The following is a 17,411-nucleotide window of genomic DNA, read 5'->3' on the forward strand; positions in this document are numbered from 1 at the left end:
ATTGCCGGACTACCGGTTATGCGGCAATCGACAACTTGAGCTTGTTCATCGCACTCTTCTCGAGCTGACGGATCCGCTCGGCCGAGACGTTGTACTTCTGCGCCAGGTCGTGCAGCGTGGCTTTCTCTTCTGCCAGCCAGCGCTGGTAGAGGATGTCGCGGCTGCGTTCGTCCAGCACTTCCAGCGCTTCGTGCAGGTTGTGATTGGAGTTGTCGCTCCAGTCGGCGTCTTCCAGTTGACGCGCCGGGTCGTACCGGTGGTCTTCCAGGTAGTTGGCCGGCGACTGGAAAGCACTGTCGTCGTCCGCTTCCGCAGCCGGGTCGAAGGCCATGTCATGGCCGGTCAGGCGACTTTCCATCTCACGCACTTCACGCGGCTCGACGCCGAGGCTTTCCGCCACACGGTGGACTTCCTCGTTGTTCAGCCAGGCCAGACGTTTCTTCTGGCTGCGCAGGTTGAAGAACAGCTTGCGCTGGGCCTTGGTGGTCGCGACTTTCACGATCCGCCAGTTGCGCAGGATGAACTCGTGAATCTCGGCCTTGATCCAGTGCACCGCGAAGGACACCAGACGCACGCCCATTTCCGGGTTGAAACGCTTCACGGCCTTCATCAGGCCGACGTTACCTTCCTGGATCAGGTCAGCCTGAGCCAGACCGTAGCCGGAATAGCTACGGGCGATGTGTACGACAAACCGCAGGTGGGCGAGCACCATCTGCCGAGCCGCCCCCAGATCCTGCTCATAGTAGAGACTCTCGGCCAGTTCACGCTCCTGCTCCGGCGTCAGCAATGGAATGCTGTTGACGGTGTGCACGTAGGCTTCCAGGTTTGCGCCTGGAACCAATGCATACGCAGGTTGCAAAGAATTGGACATACGGAAAAACCTCCGACTTACATACTCATGCTTTTCAGCATTGCGAAAAATTGACCGGAAACTCAAATGAAAGTTTCCTTAACCACTGAAAGGTCAATCACGCGCAAAAAAAGATTCTACTTCGGCGCCAGCTCCCTGAGATGACGTGCGACTGCAATCCATGCACCGATATAACCCAACAGCACCGCGCCAAGCAAGAGCGACAGACCGTCGGCAACTGGCACGCCGGCCAGTGCGAAATCACTGCCGTACAAGCCGGCCAGCCCGACCACCGCGTCGTTCAGCCAGCTCAGGCCGAACGCCAAAACACCCCAGGACAGCAGCCCCGCACCGAAGCCATACAGCGCGCCCATATAAAGGAAGGGACGACGCACATAACTGTCGGTGCCGCCAACGAGTTTAATCACTTCTATCTCGGTGCGGCGGTTTTCAATATGAAGACGAATGGTATTGCCTATCACCAAAAGTAATGCGGAAACCAGCAACACCGTCAGACCGAACACGAAACGGTCGCCGAGCTTGAGGATGGCGGCCAGACGCTCGACCCAGACTAGATCAAGTTGCGCCTGTTGTACCTTGGGCAGCTCGGAAAGTTTTTGTCTTAATGCTTCCAGGGTCGACTTGTCGACCTCGTTCGGCGTCACCAGCACCACGCCCGGCAGCGGGTTTTCCGGCAGTTCGCGCAGGGCTTCGCCCAGGCCGGACTGCTGCTGGAACTCTTCCAGCGCCTGGTCGCGGCCGACATATTCAGCATCAGCTACGCCCGGCATGCCCTTGATCTGGTCGCGCAATGCTTCGCCCTGAGCCGGAGTCGCCTCGAGCTCCAGGTACAGCGAGATCTGCGCCGCGCGCTGCCACGAGCCGCCCAGGCGCTCGACGTTGCTCAGCAACAGCGAAAGGCCCATCGGCAGACTCAGCGCAACGGCCATCACCATGCAGGTGAAGAAGCTGCCGATCGGCTGTTTGCCGAGACGACGCAGACTGTCGACCCAGCTGGCGCGATGGCTTTCGATCCATGCACGGAACAACGTGGCGAAATCAGGGCCGTCGTCATCGTCGTGCTTTTTCTTCTTTGGCGGTTGCGGATCGGCGGCCTTCGGGGCCACGCGCTCGGAAACCTTCGGACTGCGTGTTGCACTCATACGCCGGCCTCCCCGTCGCCGATCAATCGGCCGCGTTGCAGGGTCAGCATGCGATGGCGCATGCGCGCAATCAGCGCCAAGTCGTGACTGGCGATCAGCACGCTGGTGCCCAGACGGTTGATGTCTTCGAACACGCCCATGATCTCGGCCGCCAGACGCGGGTCGAGGTTACCGGTCGGTTCGTCCGCCAACAGCAGGGCCGGACGGTGAACGATGGCACGGGCAATGCCGACGCGCTGTTGCTGTCCGGTGGACAGGTCGCCCGGATACAGCTCGGCCTTGTCCGACAGCGCCACACGCTCCAGCGCCGAATCGACGCGCTTGGCGATTTCGACCTTGGACAGCCCGAGAATCTGCAACGGCAGCGCGACGTTGTTGAACACCGTGCGATCGAACAGCAGTTGATGGTTCTGGAACACCACGCCGATCTGCCGACGCAGGAACGGAATCTGCGCATTGCTGATGGTGCTCAGGTCTTGTCCGGCGAGCAGCAGCTTGCCACTGGTCGGACGTTCCATCGCCAGCAGCAGGCGTAACAGAGTGGATTTACCGGCACCGGAGTGGCCGGTGACAAACAGGAACTCGCCGCGACGGACTCGAAAGCTCAGCTCATGCAAGCCGACGTGACCGTTCGGGTAGCGCTTACCGACCTGTTCGAAACGAATCATGAACGCTCCCGCTCGGCAAACAGTGCCTGGACAAAGGGTTCGGCTTCAAAGGTACGCAGATCGTCGATGCCTTCACCGACGCCGATATAGCGGATCGGCAGGCCGAACTGCTTGGCCAGGGCGAAAATCACCCCGCCCTTGGCGGTGCCGTCGAGCTTGGTCAGCGCCAGGCCGGTCAGTTCGACGGTCTGGTTGAATTGCTTGGCCTGGTTGATGGCGTTCTGGCCGGTGCCGGCGTCGAGCACCAGCAGCACTTCGTGCGGCGCATCGGCGTCGAGCTTGCCGATCACCCGGCGAACCTTTTTCAGTTCTTCCATCAGGTTGTCTTTGGTGTGCAGACGACCGGCGGTGTCGGCGATCAGCACGTCGATGCCACGAGCCTTGGCGGCCTGCACGGCGTCGAAGATCACCGAAGCCGAGTCCGCGCCCGTGTGCTGGGCGATTACCGGAATCTTGTTGCGCTCGCCCCAGACCTGCAACTGCTCGACAGCCGCAGCACGGAAGGTATCACCGGCGGCCAGCATGACTTTCTTGCCTTCCAGCTGCAGTTTCTTCGCCAGTTTGCCGATGGTGGTGGTCTTGCCGGCGCCGTTGACGCCGACCACCAGAATCACGAACGGCTTGTTCCGGGAAGCGATCTTCAGCGGCTGCTCGACCGGTTTGAGCATTGCGGCCAGCTCGGCCTGCAGGGATTTGTACAGGGCGTCGGAATCGGCCAGCTCTTTACGTGCGACCTTCTGGGTCAGGCGCTGGATGATCACCGAAGTCGCCTCGACGCCAACGTCGGCCGTCAGCAGGCGGGTTTCGAGATCGTCGAGCAGATCGTCATCGATGGCTTTCTTGCCGAGGAACAGGCTGGCCATGCCCTCGCCGATACTGGCGCTGGTCTTGGACAGGCCCTGCTTGAGACGGGCGAAGAAGCCGGCCTTGGTTTCCTCGGTACGCGGAGCCTCGACCTGGGTTTCAACCTGGGATTCCACTGTCGCTACGGCGACAGGTGCAGGTGCAGGTGCAGGTGCAGGTGCAGGTGCAGGTGCAGGTGCAGGCTCGGGCACTTCGACAATCGGAGCAACCGGAGCGGCAACCACAGGTTCTGGAATGAAAGGAGCAGCTTCCACCACCGGCGCCTGAACAGGCTCTGGCGTGAACGCCACCGGCGCAGGAATCGGCGGCGTAACGTGCGGCGCGGCCTCTTCGACCAGCGCCACCGGCTCTTCCGCCACCGGCAATTTCAGCCACGGTTCGCTGGCCGGGGTCAGCGGCAACTCGGCGGCAGCCGGCGCTTCTGGCTCGGCCTCGGCCACCGGTTGCAGCACCGGCTCGGCGATCGGCAGCACGACCGGTGCCGGCGCTTCTTCTAATACGGGAGCAGGCGCTGGGGCCGGCTCAGGAATGGCAGTCGGCTGTTCGACGACGGGTTCCTGCGGTTTCTTGCGCAGCCATCCGAACAGGCTTTTCTTCTCGCCAGCCGCAGCTGGGGTCTTCTTGTCGTCGTTGGAACCAAACATGGAGGACGGCTATCTCACGGTAGCGACGCGCCACAGGGGCGCCCCGGCAAATAAATATTCGATGCAGAACAGACTGTGTTTCACCCAGCTTGTTCACGCGCAACATTTTGTCGAGGCACCAACGGCACCTCAAAGGAATCGTTTTAATGAAGGACTGGCCGGCAAAATCGGCGAAAAAGCGAAGTTTAGCTGATAAACCAAAGCCTTCTGCCGCAAACCCATACAACCTGATCAGGTTTCAAAACCGGATAGGCGTGGTCGCCGGTAAAACGGATCAGTATCCTAGCACCCTCTCGCCCGCCGACGCTAAGACCAAGCGGGCAGCCCAACAGGTTTAAAAACGAATGAATGCTCTAGCCCGCCGCGCCGCAGGCCTGCTGCTCAGCACAGTCTGCCTGCCCCTTTCGGCCCTGGCGGCCGACCCGCAACCGACACACGAATTCACCCTCGACAACGGCCTGAAGGTCGTCGTGCGCGAAGACCATCGCGCGCCGGTGGTAGTGTCGCAGGTCTGGTACAAGGTCGGCTCCAGCTACGAAACTCCGGGCCAGACCGGTCTGTCCCACGCCCTCGAGCACATGATGTTCAAGGGCAGCGAGAAAGTCGGCCCCGGCGAAGCCTCGCTGATCCTGCGCGACCTCGGCGCCGAAGAGAACGCGTTCACCAGCGACGACTTCACCGCTTATTACCAGGTGCTGGCCCGCGACCGTCTGGGCGTGGCCTTCGAACTGGAAGCCGACCGCATGGCCAACCTGCGCCTGCCGGCCGACGAGTTCGCCAAGGAAATCGAAGTCATCAAGGAAGAGCGCCGTCTGCGCACCGACGACAAGCCGATGGCCAAGGCCTACGAGCGCTACAAGGCCATGGCCTACCCGGCCAGCGGTTACCACACGCCGACCATCGGCTGGATGGCCGACCTTGAGCGGATGAAGGTCGAAGAGCTGCGCCACTGGTATCAGTCCTGGTACGTGCCGAACAACGCCACACTGGTGGTGGTCGGCGACGTGACCCCGGACGAGGTGAAGACCCTCGCCCAGCGCTACTTCGGGCCGATCCCGAAACGCGACGTGCCGCCGGCGAAAAAGCCGCTGGAACTGGCCGAACCGGGTGAACGCCAGATCACCCTGCACGTGCAGACTCAACTGCCGAGCCTGATGCTTGGTTTCAACGTCCCGAGCATCGCCACCGCCGAAGACAAACGTTCGGTCAACGCCTTGCGCCTGATTTCGGCGCTGCTGGACGGCGGCTACAGCGGTCGCATCCCGACCCAACTGGAGCGTGGCGAAGAACTGGTGTCCGGCGGTTCGTCGAGCTACGACGCCTACACCCGCGGCGACAGCCTTTTCACCCTGTCGGCCACGCCGAACACCCAGAAGAAAAAGACCATGGCCCAGGCGGAAGCCGGCCTGTGGAAACTGCTGGAGCAGCTGAAAACCAGCGCACCGTCCGCCGAAGAACTGGAACGCGTGCGTGCGCAGGTCATCGCCGGTCTGGTCTTCGAGCGTGATTCGATCACCAGCCAGGCCACCGCCATCGGCCAGCTGGAGACCGTCGGTCTGTCGTGGAAGCTGATGGACACCGAACTGGCCGACCTGGAAAGCGTCACCCCGCAAGACATCCAGAACGCCGCCAAGCTGTATTTCACCCGCGAACGTCTCAGCGTCGCCCACGTCCTGCCACTGGAGACGACTCATGAGTGAGCGCAAAACCCCACGCCTGCTGCTCGGCCTGATCGCCGTGGCCATCATCGGCTCCGCCGCGTTCTATCTGGTGCCGAGCGACAACACCAAGGCCAGCGAAGCGCTGGATAACGCCAAGTCCAGCCAGAAGCTGCAATCGCTGGCCGAACTCGACGGCAAGGCCCCGGCCAGCCGCAAGCTCGACGTGCAGACCTGGAACACCGCCGAAGGCGCCAAGGTGCTGTTCGTCGAGGCTCGCGAACTGCCGATGTTCGACATGCGCCTGATCTTTGCCGCCGGCAGCAGCCAGGACGGCAACGCGCCAGGTCTGGCCCTGCTGACCAACGCCATGCTCAACGAAGGTGTGGCGGGCAAGGATGTCGGTGCCATCGCTCAAGGTTTCGAAGGCCTGGGCGCGGATTTCGGCAACGGCGCCTATAAAGACATGGCCATCGCGTCGCTGCGCAGTCTGAGCGCTGCCGACAAACGCGAGCCGGCGCTGAAACTGTTCTCGGAAGTGGTGGGCAAACCGACCTTCCCGGCCGATTCCTTCGCGCGCATCAAGAACCAGATGCTCGCCGGTTTCGAATACCAGAAACAGAACCCCGGCAAACTCGCCAGCCTCGAGCTGATGAAGCGTCTGTACGGCGATCACCCGTACGCCCATTCCAGCGACGGCAACGCGCAAAGCGTACCGAAGATCACGCTGGCGCAACTGCGTGAGTTCCACGCCAAGGCCTATGCGGCCGGCAACGTGGTGATTGCGCTGGTCGGCGATCTGTCCCGCAGCGAAGCCGAGGCGATTGCCAATCAGGTGTCCGCTGCGCTGCCAAAAGGCCCGGCGCTGGCGAAAGTCGAGCAACCGACCGAGCCGAAAGCCGGCATCGGCCACATCGAGTTTCCGTCGAAGCAGACCAACCTGATGATCGCGCAACTGGGCATCGACCGTGACGACCCGGACTACGCCGCGCTGTCGATGGGCAACCAGATCCTCGGCGGTGGCGGTTTCGGCACCCGGCTGATGAGCGAGGTGCGTGAGAAGCGCGGCCTGACCTACGGCGTGTATTCGGCCTTCAGCCCGATGCAGGCTCGTGGCCCGTTCATGATCAACCTGCAGACCCGCGCGGAAATGAGCGAAGGCACCCTGAAACTGGTGCAGGACGTGCTCGCCGACTACCTCAAGACCGGCCCGACCCAGAAAGAACTGGACGACGCCAAGCGCGAACTGGCCGGCAGCTTCCCGCTGTCCACCGCGAGCAATGCCGATATCGTCGGTCAGCTCGGCGCCATGGGGTTCTACAACCTGCCGCTGAGCTATCTGGACGACTTCATGCGTCAGTCCCAGAGCCTGACGGTCGAGCAGGTTCGCGACGTTCTGAACAAACACTTGAGCACGGATAAACTGGTCATCGTCAGCGCTGGCCCGACCGTGCCGCAAAAGCCGTTACCGGCCCCATCTGATAAACCTGCCGAGCAGCCGCTCGGGGTTCCGGAGCATTAATGGCCAGTCCAAAGAAACCTGTACAAAAACTGCACAACGGTGTGAACCAGTTGCGCATCATCGGCGGCGAATGGCGCAGCCGAAAGCTGAGCTTCCCTGATGCGCCGGGTCTGCGCCCGACGCCGGACCGGGTGCGTGAAACCCTGTTCAACTGGCTCGCGCCGTACGTTGCCGGGGCCAAGATACTCGACCCGTTCGCCGGCAGCGGCGCGCTGTTTCTCGAAGCGCTGTCCCGTGGCGCGGCCATGGGCCAGGCGCTGGATGCCAGCCACGTCGCGGTCTCCAGCCTGAAAGAACACCTCGGCACCCTGCGCTGCACCAACGGCCAGGTGCAGACCGCCGACGCGCTGCGCTACCTGGAAACCCAGACCGCAACCGCGTTCGATCTGGTATTCCTCGACCCCCCGTTCAACCAGAACCTGCTGCCAGCGGTGTGCACGCTGCTGGAAGAGCGCCAATGGCTGGCCGATGATTCGTGGATCTACACTGAAAGCGAAACCGCGCCATCGACCCTCGGCCTGCCGGGCAACTGGCGCCTGCACCGCGAGCAGAAATCCGGGCGGGTGTACTACGCGTTGTGGCAACGTATGGCAGTGATCGCCGGTTAACCGACCGGCCTGAAAAAGCGGCGAGTCTCAGCCGAGGCTCGCTGCGCTGCATCGAGAGCAATCGTGTCCCCTTCGTCAAAAACGTTCATCCCCGCCTTCGGCCTCGGCAATCCGCACCTGCAAACCTTGTGGGGGCCGCTGTGGCGTAAAACCGTGCACCTTGATCGCCAGCGCGAACGGCTGTGGCTGGACGACGGCGACTTTCTGGATCTGGACTGGTATGGCCCGCACAGTGCCGAGGCGCCATTGGTGCTGGTATTGCACGGGCTGACCGGTTCTTCCAATTCGCCTTACGTGGCCGGAATCCAGGCAGCGCTCGCCGCGCAAGGCTGGGCCAGTGTTGCGCTGAACTGGCGCGGCTGCTCCGGCGAGCCGAACCTGTTGCCGCGCAGCTACCATTCCGGCGCCAGCGAAGACCTCGCCGAAACCCTCCGCCACCTGAAGGCCAAGCGGCCACTGGCGCCGTTGTATGCGGTCGGCTATTCCCTCGGCGGCAACGTGCTGCTCAAGCATCTGGGGGAAACCGGCAGCGCCAGCGGCGTGCTCGGTGCGGTGGCGGTGTCGGTGCCGTTTCGCCTGGATCAATGTGCCGACCGTATCGGCCAGGGTTTCTCGAAGGTCTATCAGGCGCACTTCATGCGCGAGATGGTCGCCTACATCAAGAACAAGCAGCGCCAGTTCCAGCACGACGGCCGCGAGGATGGTCTCGCTGCACTGGCGGCCCTCGGCTCGCTGGAAAACATGCGCACCTTCTGGGATTTCGATGGCCGGGTGACCGCGCCTCTGCACGGTTTCGCCGATGCCGAGGATTACTATCGCCGCGCGTCGAGCCGTTACTTTCTCGGCGAGATTCGCACGCCGACCCTGATCATTCAGGCGGCCGACGACCCGTTCGTGTTCCCCCACAGCCTGCCTTCGGCCAATGAGTTGTCGGCCACGACCCAGTTCGAATTGCAGAATAAGGGCGGGCATGTCGGCTTCGTCGACGGCACACTCCGCCAGCCGGGTTATTACCTGGAGCGACGGATTCCACAGTGGCTGGCCGACGCGGGGCGCGAGTGAGTCATGAGCGACCAGGGCGAGTCGATCCGTTTCTGGCAGGCCGCGCCTCTGGCCGGGGTCGAGCTGTTGACCGCGCGCTACATCGAGCATCGTTTTGCCCCGCACGTCCACGACGGTTATGTGATCGGCATGATCATGGCCGGCGCCCAGCGCTACCGTTATCGCGGCGCCGAACACCTGGCGGGCAGCGGTACGCTGGTGCTGATCAATCCGGACGAAGTGCATAACGGCCACAAGGGCACCGAGGATGGCTGGCTATATCGGGCGTTTTACCCCGACACCGGGCAGATCGTCGCGCTGTTGAATGAACTGGAACTGCCGACCGCACCGATGCCGGCCTTCGGTGCGACGCTGTATCGCGATCCGGATCTGGTCAACGGTTTCTGTCAGTTGCATCGCTTGCTGGAAAGCCCCGCCACCGCGTTGCAACAGCAAACCGTGTGGCGGGAAATGATGATGCTGCTGTTGCAGCGTCACGCGGCGGTGCAGATCAACGGCAAGCCCGGCAAAGAGCACCGCGCGGTAGCGATGGCCAAGGAGCTGCTGCACGCGCAACTGGCGGCGCCGCCTTCACTGGAAGAACTCGCGGCGGCGGTGAATCTCTCGCCTTTCCACTTCGCCCGGGTGTTCCGCCGCGCCACCGGCATGCCGCCGCACAGTTGGCTGATGCAGCAGCGGATCGCCTGCGCGCGGGGCTTGCTGCAGAGCGGCTGCCTGCCGGTGGAGGTCGCCACGCAGCTGGGATTTGCCGACCAGAGCCATCTGAGCCGGCAATTCAAACAGGTTTATGGCGTGGGGCCGGCGGCCTATCGCAGCGCGCGGCTGGATCGCTGAGCGATTACTCGCCCGAAGCGATACCGCGCGCAGGATCGTTGATCCATTCGCTCCACGATCCGGCATACAGCGAACCCAACGGGTAACCCGCCAGGCACAGGGCGAACAGGTTGTGACACGCCGTCACCCCGGAGCCGCAGTAAGCCACCAGATCGCTCGGCGAACGCTCGCCGAGTTTCGCGGCGAAACGCTGTTTGAGCTGATCAGCCGGCAGGAAACGCCCGTCGCTGCCCAGGTTGTCGGTAAACGCCGCGCATTGCGCGCCGGGAATGTGCCCGGCGATCGGGTCGATCGGCTCCACTTCGCCCTTGAAGCGCGGCAAGGCGCGGGCATCGAGCAGGGTCAGGGCCGGCTGACCGAGGCGCTGCTGCAATTGCTCGGCGCTGAGCAGCAGGCTCATGTCCGGCTGGCCGCTGAAGCTGCCCCGGGCCGCTGACGGTGGATCAAGACTCAACGGCAGCCCCGCCGCATGCCAGGCCTTGAGCCCGCCATCGAGAATGAACACGCCGTCGCGCTTGCCCAGCCACGCCAGCAACCACCAGGCCCGCGCCGCATAGGCGCCCGGGCCGTCGTCATACAGAACCACGTCACTGTCATTGTTGATGCCGAATGCTTGCAGGCGCTCGATCAGCGCCGCCGGCTCCGGCAGCGGATGGCGACCGGTCACGCCCTTGGTCACCGGGCCGCTGAGGTCGCGTTCAAGATCGGCGAAATGTGCCCCGGCAATGTGCCCCTCGGCGTAGCTGCGCTGGCCGTAATCCGGGTCTTCGAGGGCAAAACGGCAATCGAGAATCACCAGCCCCGGTTGCGCCTTGCGGGCATCCAGTGCGGTCGGGCTGATCAGTTGCGCAATCGGCATAGCGAACGACTCCAGTGAGGAATGGAATTACGGTCTTTCTTCGAGGGCCTGGGCCAGCGGCACGTAGAACTCTTCGAACAAGGCGTTGACCTCATCGCGGGCCTGCTCGGTGACGAACCCTGCTTCCAGTACCAGCACCTGATACACGCCACGTTTGATGGCCTGTTCACTGAGGTAATTGGAGTTCTCCCGGGTCGTGCACAGGAAGCGTACCCACGAGGTGAGGATGATCCACGCGTTGAGGGTCAGGGATTCGATCTGCACCCGGTCCATTTTCAGGATGCCGGCGGCGACGAACCCTTCATAGATCGCCGCGCCCTGGATCACGCAGCGCTGGGAGAAGCGCCGGTAGCGCCCGGCCAGCTCAGGATCGCTGTCGAGCAGATGCTCGAGATCGCGGTGCAGGAAACGGTAGCGCCACATCGCCGACAGCAGCTCCTTGAGATAGAAGCGCTTGTCTTCGACCGTCGCGGCACGGCCCTGGGGAGGACGCAGAAAGCTGTCCACCAGGCTTTCGTACTCACTGAACAGCACGGCGATGATCGCCTGCTTGTTGGGGAAGTGGTAGTACAGATTGCCCGGAGAAATCTCCATGTGGGCGGCGATGTGATTGGTGCTGATGCTGCGCTCGCCCTGCTGATTGAACAGCTCGAGGCTGTTCTGCACGATGCGCTCGCTGGTTTTGATCCGTGGGGCCATGGCTTGAGCTTTAATTCAGAGTGCGTTGGGGGGCATCTTACGACCTAACCGGAACGGGATAAAACCAGGATGCGCAAGGAAGCCATTTGACTTTCTAGAGCATTGACTCTAAAAAGCTCGTCATAACAATACCTACGGAGCTGACAATGACTGCCGATATTGCCTACCTGCAAACGCTGCAACAGCCGCTGGAAGAGCTCAACCGGCTGTTCAACGCGCAGCGCGCCGCCTACGCCGCCAACCCGATGCCGCCTGCAACCCAGCGCCAGCAATGGCTCAAGGCCCTGCGCGATTTGCTGAGCAGCGAACGGCAGGCCCTGATCGACGCCATCAGCTCCGACTTCAGCCACCGCAGCGCCGATGAAACCCTGCTCGCCGAACTGATGCCGAGCCTGCACGGCATTCACTACGCCAGCCGGCACATCAGCCAGTGGATGAAACCTTCGCGGCGCAAAGTCGGCGTCGCTTTCCAACCGGCATCGGCGAAAGTCGTGTACCAGCCGCTGGGCGTGGTCGGCGTCATCGTGCCGTGGAACTACCCGCTGTTCCTGGCCATCGGCCCGTTGACCGGCGCGCTCGCGGCCGGCAACCGGGTGATGCTGAAACTCAGCGAATCGACCCCGGCCACCGGCCTGTTGCTCAAGGAACTGCTGGCGCGGATCTTCCCCGAAGACCTGGTGTGCGTGGTGCTCGGCGAGGCCGATGTCGGCGTGGCGTTTTCGAAAATGCGCTTCGACCACCTGCTGTTCACCGGCTCCACCAGCGTCGGCAGGCACGTGATGCGGGCAGCGGCAGAAAACCTGACACCGGTGACGCTGGAACTGGGCGGCAAATCCCCGGCCATCGTCTCCCACGACGTGCCGCTCAAGGACGCCGCCGAACGCATCGCTTTCGGCAAGACCCTCAACGCCGGCCAGACCTGCGTGGCCCCGGACTACGTGCTGGTGCCGGAAGCGCGCATCGGCGGTTTCGTCGAAGCCTATCGCCAGGCGGTGCGCGGGTTTTATCCGACGCTCGCCGACAACCCGGACTACACCGCCATCATCAACGAGCGCCAACTGGCGCGACTGAACAACTACCTCAGCGACGCCACCAGCAAGGGCGCGCTGCTGATTCCGCTGTTCGACCAGGGCCAGGGCCGGCGCATGCCGCACAGCCTGCTGCTGAATGTCAGCGACGAGATGACGGTGATGCAGGACGAGATCTTCGGCCCGCTGCTGCCGATCGTGCCGTATCAGGATCTGGATCAGGCATTTGCTTACATCAATCAGCGGCCACGTCCTCTGGCTCTTTACTACTTCGGCTACGACAAACGCGAACAGAAACGCGTGCTCAGCGAAACCCATTCCGGTGGCGTCTGCCTCAACGACACGCTGCTGCACGTGGCGCAGGACGACATGCCGTTCGGCGGCATCGGCCCGTCAGGCATGGGCCATTACCACGGGCACGAAGGTTTCCTGACGTTCAGCAAGGCCAAGGGCGTGCTGGTCAAACAGCGCTTCAACGCGGCGAAGCTGATCTACCCGCCCTACGGCAAAACCATTCAGAAACTGATCCAGAAACTGTTCATTCGCTAACGTCACCGCCGGGTAATAACAACAATGCACCCAAGCCTGACCGAAACACCTGCCCTGTCGCGCCGCGGCCTGCTGAAATTCAGCCTGGGCGCCACGGCTTTCCTCGCCACCGCTGGCCTTGGTGCCAGTCTCAGCGGCTGTTCGTCGAGCGTATCGGCCAATGGATTCACCACCCTGCGCAGCGGCGATCTGCTGTTTCTGCGCGCACTGATTCCAGTGATGCTGGAGGGCGCGGTCGCGGTGGAAAAGATCCCCGCCGCTGTCGATGGCACCCTGAAGTCGCTGGATTACAGCCTCGACCACCTGTCGCCGGAAATGCTCAAGCTCACCCGGCAACTGTTCGATGTGCTGGGCATGGCGGTGACGCGCGGACCATTGACCGGGATCTGGGGCAGTTGGGAAAACGCCAGCCCAGAGGCGATCCGCCATTTCCTCGAACGCTGGGAAAACAGCTCGCTGAGCCTGCTGCGCATGGGCCACAGCTCATTGCTGCAAATGGTGATGATGGCCTGGTACACCCGCGCCGAATCCTGGGCCCATTGCGGTTACCCCGGCCCGCCCGCCGTTTGAGCCTGGCGACCCACGCAAAACAATAATAAGAGAACCTGATCGATGCCCGTACCCGACCCGTTTCGCGAAGGCCTTGCCCGTGGCTGGAAAACCTACAACGGCGCGCAACTCACCGATGACCTGACCCTGGAAGCCGATGTCGCCATCATCGGCAGCGGCGCCGGCGGCGGCACCACCGCGGAAATCCTCAGCGCCGCCGGCTACAAGGTGCTGCTGATCGAAGAAGGTCCGCTCAAGACCAGCAGCGATTTCAAACTGCTGGAGGACCAGGCCTACAGCAGCCTCTATCAGGAAGGCATCGGCCGCATGAGCAAGGACGGCGCGATCACCATCCTTCAGGGCCGCGCGGTCGGCGGCACCACGCTGATCAACTGGACATCGAGTTTTCGCACGCCCGAGCCGACCCTCGAACACTGGGCCAAAGAGCACAACGTCAAAGGCCACAGCCCCGCCGACATGGCGCCGTGGTTCGAAAAAATGGAGCAGCGCCTCGGCGTCGCCCCGTGGATGGTGCCGCCCAACGCCAACAACGACGTGATCCGCAAAGGCTGCGAACAACTCGGCTACAGCTGGCACGTGATCCCGCGCAACGTGCGCGGCTGCTGGAACCTCGGCTACTGCGGCATGGGCTGCCCGACCAACGCCAAACAATCGATGATGGTCACGACCATTCCGGCAACCCTGGAAAAGGGTGGCGAGCTGCTTTATCTGGCCCGGGCCGAAAAGCTGTTGATCAACGGCGACAAGGTCACCGGCCTGCAATGCGTGGCGATGGACGAACGTTGCGTCGAGCCGACTGGACGCACGATCACCGTCAAGGCACGGCATTACGTGCTGGCCGGCGGCGGGATCAACAGCCCGGCGCTGCTGATGCGTTCGGACGCACCGGATCCGCACAAACGCCTGGGCAAGCGCACCTTCCTGCATCTGGTGAACATGTCCGCCGGGCGTTTCGACGAGGTCATCAACCCGTTCTACGGTGCGCCGCAGTCGATTTACTCGGACCATTTCCAGTGGAAGGACGGCACCACCGGCCCGATGGCCTACAAACTCGAAGTGCCGCCGCTGCACCCGGCGCTGGCCGCCACGTTGCTCGGCGGTTTCGGTCAGGAAAGCGCGCAACACATGGCGGACCTGCCGCACACCCACGCGATGCTGGCCCTGCTGCGCGACGGTTTTCACCCGGACAGTCAGGGCGGCAGTGTCGAGCTGCGCGGTGACGGCTCGCCGGTGCTCGACTATCAGGTGTCGCCTTACACCTGGGAGGGTCTGCGCCGCTCATTCCACAGCATGGCCGAGATCCAGTTCGCCGGCGGCGCCAAAGCGGTGATGCCGATGCACGCCGATGCACGTTACGTGAACAGCCTGGCCGAGGCCCGCTCATTGATCGACAGCCTGAGTCTGGAGTTGTATCGCACGCGTCTGGGCAGCGCCCACGTCATGGGCGGTTGCGCCATGGGCGAGGACCCGAAAACCGCCGTCACCGACAGCCTCGGCCGCCATCATCAACTGCGCAATCTGTCGATTCATGACGGCTCGCTGTTCCCCACCAGCATCGGCGCCAACCCGCAGTTGTCGGTGTATGGTCTGACGGCGCAACTGGCGACATCCCTCGGCGAACGGTTGAGAAAACCGTGAAAAAGACGAAATTTCTGATCGTCTATAGTGCTTTCTTACCCAACAGGCGACTTTCCCCACCGGGACGGCTGCGATACCATCCGACTCCCCAACGGATTCCCGCCAGGACGACGCGATGAATCGAGTGTTGTACCCAGGTACCTTCGACCCTATTACCAAGGGCCATGGCGATCTGGTCGAACGCGCCTCGCGCCTGTTCGACCATGTGATCATCGCCGTCGCCGCCAGCCCCAAAAAGAATCCGCTGTTCCCGCTGGAACAACGGGTCGAGCTGGCCCGCGAGGTCACCAAACACCTGCCGAACGTGGAAGTGGTCGGCTTCTCGACGCTGCTGGCGCATTTTGCCAAAGAGCAGAACGCCAACGTGTTCCTCCGTGGCCTGCGCGCGGTGTCGGACTTCGAGTACGAATTCCAGCTGGCCAACATGAACCGTCAGTTGGCGCCGGATGTGGAGAGCCTGTTTCTCACCCCGTCCGAGCGTTATTCGTTCATTTCCTCGACCCTGGTGCGGGAAATCGCGGCCCTGGGCGGCGACATCAGCAAGTTCGTCCACCCGGCGGTGGCCGACGCCCTGACCCTGCGCTTCAAGAAGTAACGACCGTTCAAACGGCGCCCGCGTGCACTACGGGCGCCAATGCGGCACAATTGCGCGCATTGATTCATAGCGCCCGGGCTCCCCGCCCCGGCTGGAGTTAGCATGTCCCTGATCATCACCGACGATTGCATCAACTGCGACGTCTGCGAACCCGAGTGCCCGAACGCCGCCATCTCCCAAGGCGAAGAGATCTACGTGATCGACCCGAACCTGTGCACCCAATGCGTCGGCCACTACGACGAGCCGCAGTGCCAGCAGGTCTGTCCGGTGGATTGCATTCCACTGGACGAAGCCCATCCGGAGACTGAAGAACAGTTGATGGAGAAGTACCGCAAGATCACCGGCAAGGCTTGAGCCACTGAATCCGATCGCAGCTCCCGGCTGCGATCGCGTCATTCACGCTGCTCGAATCCCTCTCCGGTGCAGCCCAGGCAACGCACGAACGCCGCTTTCGCCGGCGCCACCACCAGTGCCTCCCCCGCATCGCCAATCCCGCCCCCCAGCGCTGTGAATGGCAACGACACGACAAAAGCCCCGGCACCGATCACTGTCGCCACCACCAGCAATGGTCGGGCAATCAGCAGGTCGCCGAGCATGGCGTAGGCCGGTGGATTCTGGATGGCGTAACGAGGATCACCGCTGCCGCCTTCCGTTGCCTGAACGGTCAGGCTCAAGCACAGCAGCAGTGCAACGATGAGGGTTTGCAAGGACTTCATGGCACGATCCTTCGGGCTGAACAGTGAGACAACTCACTATAGACCGTAGGACTTTTTCGGATGCCTTGCTCAGCTTTGGCAGCGCGGACACCAGACGCTGGCGCGCTGGCCGAGCTTCATTTCCCGCAGGCCCGTACCGCAGACCTTGCAGTGCTCGCCACCGCGACCGTAGACAAACAGCTCCTGCTGGAAATACCCCGGCTGCCCGTCGCCACCAATGAAGTCGCGCAACGTGGTGCCGCCGCGCTCAATGGCCGCCGCGAGGATGCGTTTGATCTCGATCGCCAGCTTCAGATAGCGCGCCCGGGAAATGCCCTTGGCCTCTCGCCGCGGATCGATACCGGCGGCGAACAGCGCCTCGGTCGCGTAGATATTGCCGACCCCCACCACCACCGCGTTGTCCATGATGAACGGCTTGACCGCCATCGAGCGCCCGCGTGACAGCTGATACAACCGCTCGCCATCGAACAGATCGGTCAACGGCTCCGGACCCAGGCGGATCAGCAACTCGTGATTGAGCGGGTCGTTGCTCCAGAGCATCGCCCCGAAGCGCCGTGGATCGGTGTAGCGCAGGGCCAGGCCCGACTCCAGTTCGATATCGACATGCTCATGCTTGGCCGCCGGAATCCCGACCTCAACCAGCCGAAGGTTGCCCGACATGCCCAAGTGGCTGATCAGCGTGCCGACTTCGGCGTTGATCAGCAGATACTTGGCGCGCCGCTCAACCAGCACGATGCGTTGCCCGGACAGGCGCACATCGAGGTCTTCGGGAATCGGCCAGCGCAGCCGCCGGTCACGCACGATCACCCGGCTGACGCGCTGGCCCTCCAGGTGCGGAGCAATACCGCGACGGGTGGTTTCGACTTCCGGCAGTTCAGGCATCA

The 17,411-nt window shown here is 62.8% G+C and carries 19 protein-coding genes; 11 read left to right on the top strand and 8 right to left on the bottom strand.

Annotated elements, in window-relative coordinates:
• Positions 1-16: 16 nt before the first annotated feature.
• The 4 genes from rpoH to ftsY all read right to left on the bottom strand — a co-directional run bounded on the left by rpoH (position 17) and on the right by ftsY (position 4,189).
• Positions 17-871 carry an RNA polymerase sigma factor RpoH gene (gene rpoH, locus JKA62_RS05170; protein WP_007953393.1) on the bottom strand — a complete coding sequence of 285 codons (855 nt, stop codon included), beginning with the start codon at positions 869-871 and terminating at the stop codon, positions 17-19.
• Positions 872-987: 116 nt separating this feature from the next.
• Positions 988-2,013, bottom strand: coding sequence for a permease-like cell division protein FtsX (gene ftsX, locus JKA62_RS05175; RefSeq protein ID WP_201816639.1), 1,026 nt, complete (start codon positions 2,011-2,013; stop codon positions 988-990).
• Entirely contained in the window at positions 2,010-2,681 is a 672-nt protein-coding gene (gene ftsE, locus JKA62_RS05180; protein WP_007953396.1) for a cell division ATP-binding protein FtsE, read from the bottom strand. The genes ftsX and ftsE overlap by 4 nt, the downstream gene beginning before the upstream one ends.
• Positions 2,678-4,189 (bottom strand): signal recognition particle-docking protein FtsY, encoded by a 1,512-nt coding sequence (gene ftsY, locus JKA62_RS05185; RefSeq protein ID WP_201816642.1) that lies wholly within the window; start codon positions 4,187-4,189, stop codon positions 2,678-2,680. The genes ftsE and ftsY overlap by 4 nt, the downstream gene beginning before the upstream one ends.
• On the opposite strand from ftsY, the gene JKA62_RS05190 reads away from it, so the two are divergent.
• The 6 genes from JKA62_RS05190 (at position 4,188) to JKA62_RS05215 (ending at position 9,873) form a co-directional block, all read left to right on the top strand.
• Positions 4,188-4,382, top strand: a complete 195-nt coding sequence (locus JKA62_RS05190; RefSeq protein ID WP_080511029.1) for a hypothetical protein — start codon at positions 4,188-4,190, stop codon at positions 4,380-4,382. The genes ftsY and JKA62_RS05190 overlap by 2 nt on opposite strands.
• A gap of 151 nt (positions 4,383-4,533) precedes the next feature.
• Complete coding sequence (locus JKA62_RS05195; protein ID WP_011336387.1) at positions 4,534-5,889, top strand: M16 family metallopeptidase; 1,356 nt, start codon at positions 4,534-4,536, stop codon at positions 5,887-5,889.
• Entirely contained in the window at positions 5,882-7,369 is a 1,488-nt protein-coding gene (locus JKA62_RS05200) for a M16 family metallopeptidase (RefSeq protein WP_011336388.1), read from the top strand. Before JKA62_RS05195 ends, JKA62_RS05200 begins: the two co-directional genes overlap by 8 nt.
• Complete coding sequence (gene rsmD / locus JKA62_RS05205; RefSeq protein WP_011336389.1) at positions 7,369-7,977, top strand: 16S rRNA (guanine(966)-N(2))-methyltransferase RsmD; 609 nt, start codon at positions 7,369-7,371, stop codon at positions 7,975-7,977. The genes JKA62_RS05200 and rsmD overlap by 1 nt, the downstream gene beginning before the upstream one ends.
• A 63-nt stretch (positions 7,978-8,040) precedes the next feature.
• Positions 8,041-9,039 carry a hydrolase gene (locus JKA62_RS05210; RefSeq protein WP_011336390.1) on the top strand — a complete coding sequence of 333 codons (999 nt, stop codon included), beginning with the start codon at positions 8,041-8,043 and terminating at the stop codon, positions 9,037-9,039.
• 3 nt (positions 9,040-9,042) lie between these two features.
• A complete protein-coding gene (locus JKA62_RS05215; protein ID WP_011336391.1) occupies positions 9,043-9,873 on the top strand; it encodes an AraC family transcriptional regulator in 831 nt (276 codons plus the stop codon).
• 4 nt (positions 9,874-9,877) lie between these two features.
• Here JKA62_RS05215 and JKA62_RS05220 read toward each other — a convergent pair whose 3' ends face one another.
• Both JKA62_RS05220 and JKA62_RS05225 read right to left on the bottom strand, forming a co-directional pair.
• The gene (locus JKA62_RS05220) at positions 9,878-10,732 is read right to left on the bottom strand and encodes a sulfurtransferase (RefSeq protein ID WP_011336392.1); all 855 of its coding nucleotides are present in this window, start codon (positions 10,730-10,732) and stop codon (positions 9,878-9,880) included.
• A 27-nt stretch (positions 10,733-10,759) separates the two neighbouring features.
• The gene (locus tag JKA62_RS05225; protein ID WP_039767914.1) at positions 10,760-11,431 is read right to left on the bottom strand and encodes a TetR/AcrR family transcriptional regulator; all 672 of its coding nucleotides are present in this window, start codon (positions 11,429-11,431) and stop codon (positions 10,760-10,762) included.
• A 146-nt stretch (positions 11,432-11,577) separates the two neighbouring features.
• Between JKA62_RS05225 and JKA62_RS05230 the strand changes: the two genes are divergently transcribed.
• The 5 genes from JKA62_RS05230 to JKA62_RS05250 all read left to right on the top strand — a co-directional run bounded on the left by JKA62_RS05230 (position 11,578) and on the right by JKA62_RS05250 (position 16,165).
• Positions 11,578-13,008, top strand: coding sequence for a coniferyl aldehyde dehydrogenase (locus JKA62_RS05230; RefSeq protein WP_201816646.1), 1,431 nt, complete (start codon positions 11,578-11,580; stop codon positions 13,006-13,008).
• Between the two features lie 24 nt (positions 13,009-13,032).
• Entirely contained in the window at positions 13,033-13,578 is a 546-nt protein-coding gene (locus JKA62_RS05235) for a hypothetical protein (protein WP_011336395.1), read from the top strand.
• A 42-nt stretch (positions 13,579-13,620) separates the two neighbouring features.
• On the top strand, positions 13,621-15,216 hold the full coding sequence (locus tag JKA62_RS05240; RefSeq protein WP_011336396.1) for a GMC family oxidoreductase: 1,596 nt from the start codon (positions 13,621-13,623) through the stop codon (positions 15,214-15,216).
• Between the two features lie 115 nt (positions 15,217-15,331).
• Positions 15,332-15,811: a pantetheine-phosphate adenylyltransferase gene (coaD, locus tag JKA62_RS05245; RefSeq protein ID WP_003229157.1), complete on the top strand. Its 480-nt coding sequence runs from the start codon at positions 15,332-15,334 to the stop codon at positions 15,809-15,811.
• A gap of 102 nt (positions 15,812-15,913) precedes the next feature.
• Positions 15,914-16,165: a YfhL family 4Fe-4S dicluster ferredoxin gene (locus JKA62_RS05250; protein ID WP_003195146.1), complete on the top strand. Its 252-nt coding sequence runs from the start codon at positions 15,914-15,916 to the stop codon at positions 16,163-16,165.
• Between the two features lie 38 nt (positions 16,166-16,203).
• Here JKA62_RS05250 and JKA62_RS05255 read toward each other — a convergent pair whose 3' ends face one another.
• On the bottom strand, positions 16,204-16,527 hold the full coding sequence (locus JKA62_RS05255; RefSeq protein WP_011336397.1) for a hypothetical protein: 324 nt from the start codon (positions 16,525-16,527) through the stop codon (positions 16,204-16,206).
• 69 nt (positions 16,528-16,596) lie between these two features.
• Positions 16,597-17,409 (bottom strand): bifunctional DNA-formamidopyrimidine glycosylase/DNA-(apurinic or apyrimidinic site) lyase, encoded by an 813-nt coding sequence (gene mutM, locus JKA62_RS05260; RefSeq protein ID WP_201816647.1) that lies wholly within the window; start codon positions 17,407-17,409, stop codon positions 16,597-16,599.
• Positions 17,410-17,411 lie beyond the last annotated feature (2 nt).

The organism is Pseudomonas sp. B7 (assembly GCF_016735645.1).
GTDB lineage: Bacteria > Pseudomonadota > Gammaproteobacteria > Pseudomonadales > Pseudomonadaceae > Aquipseudomonas > Aquipseudomonas glycinae.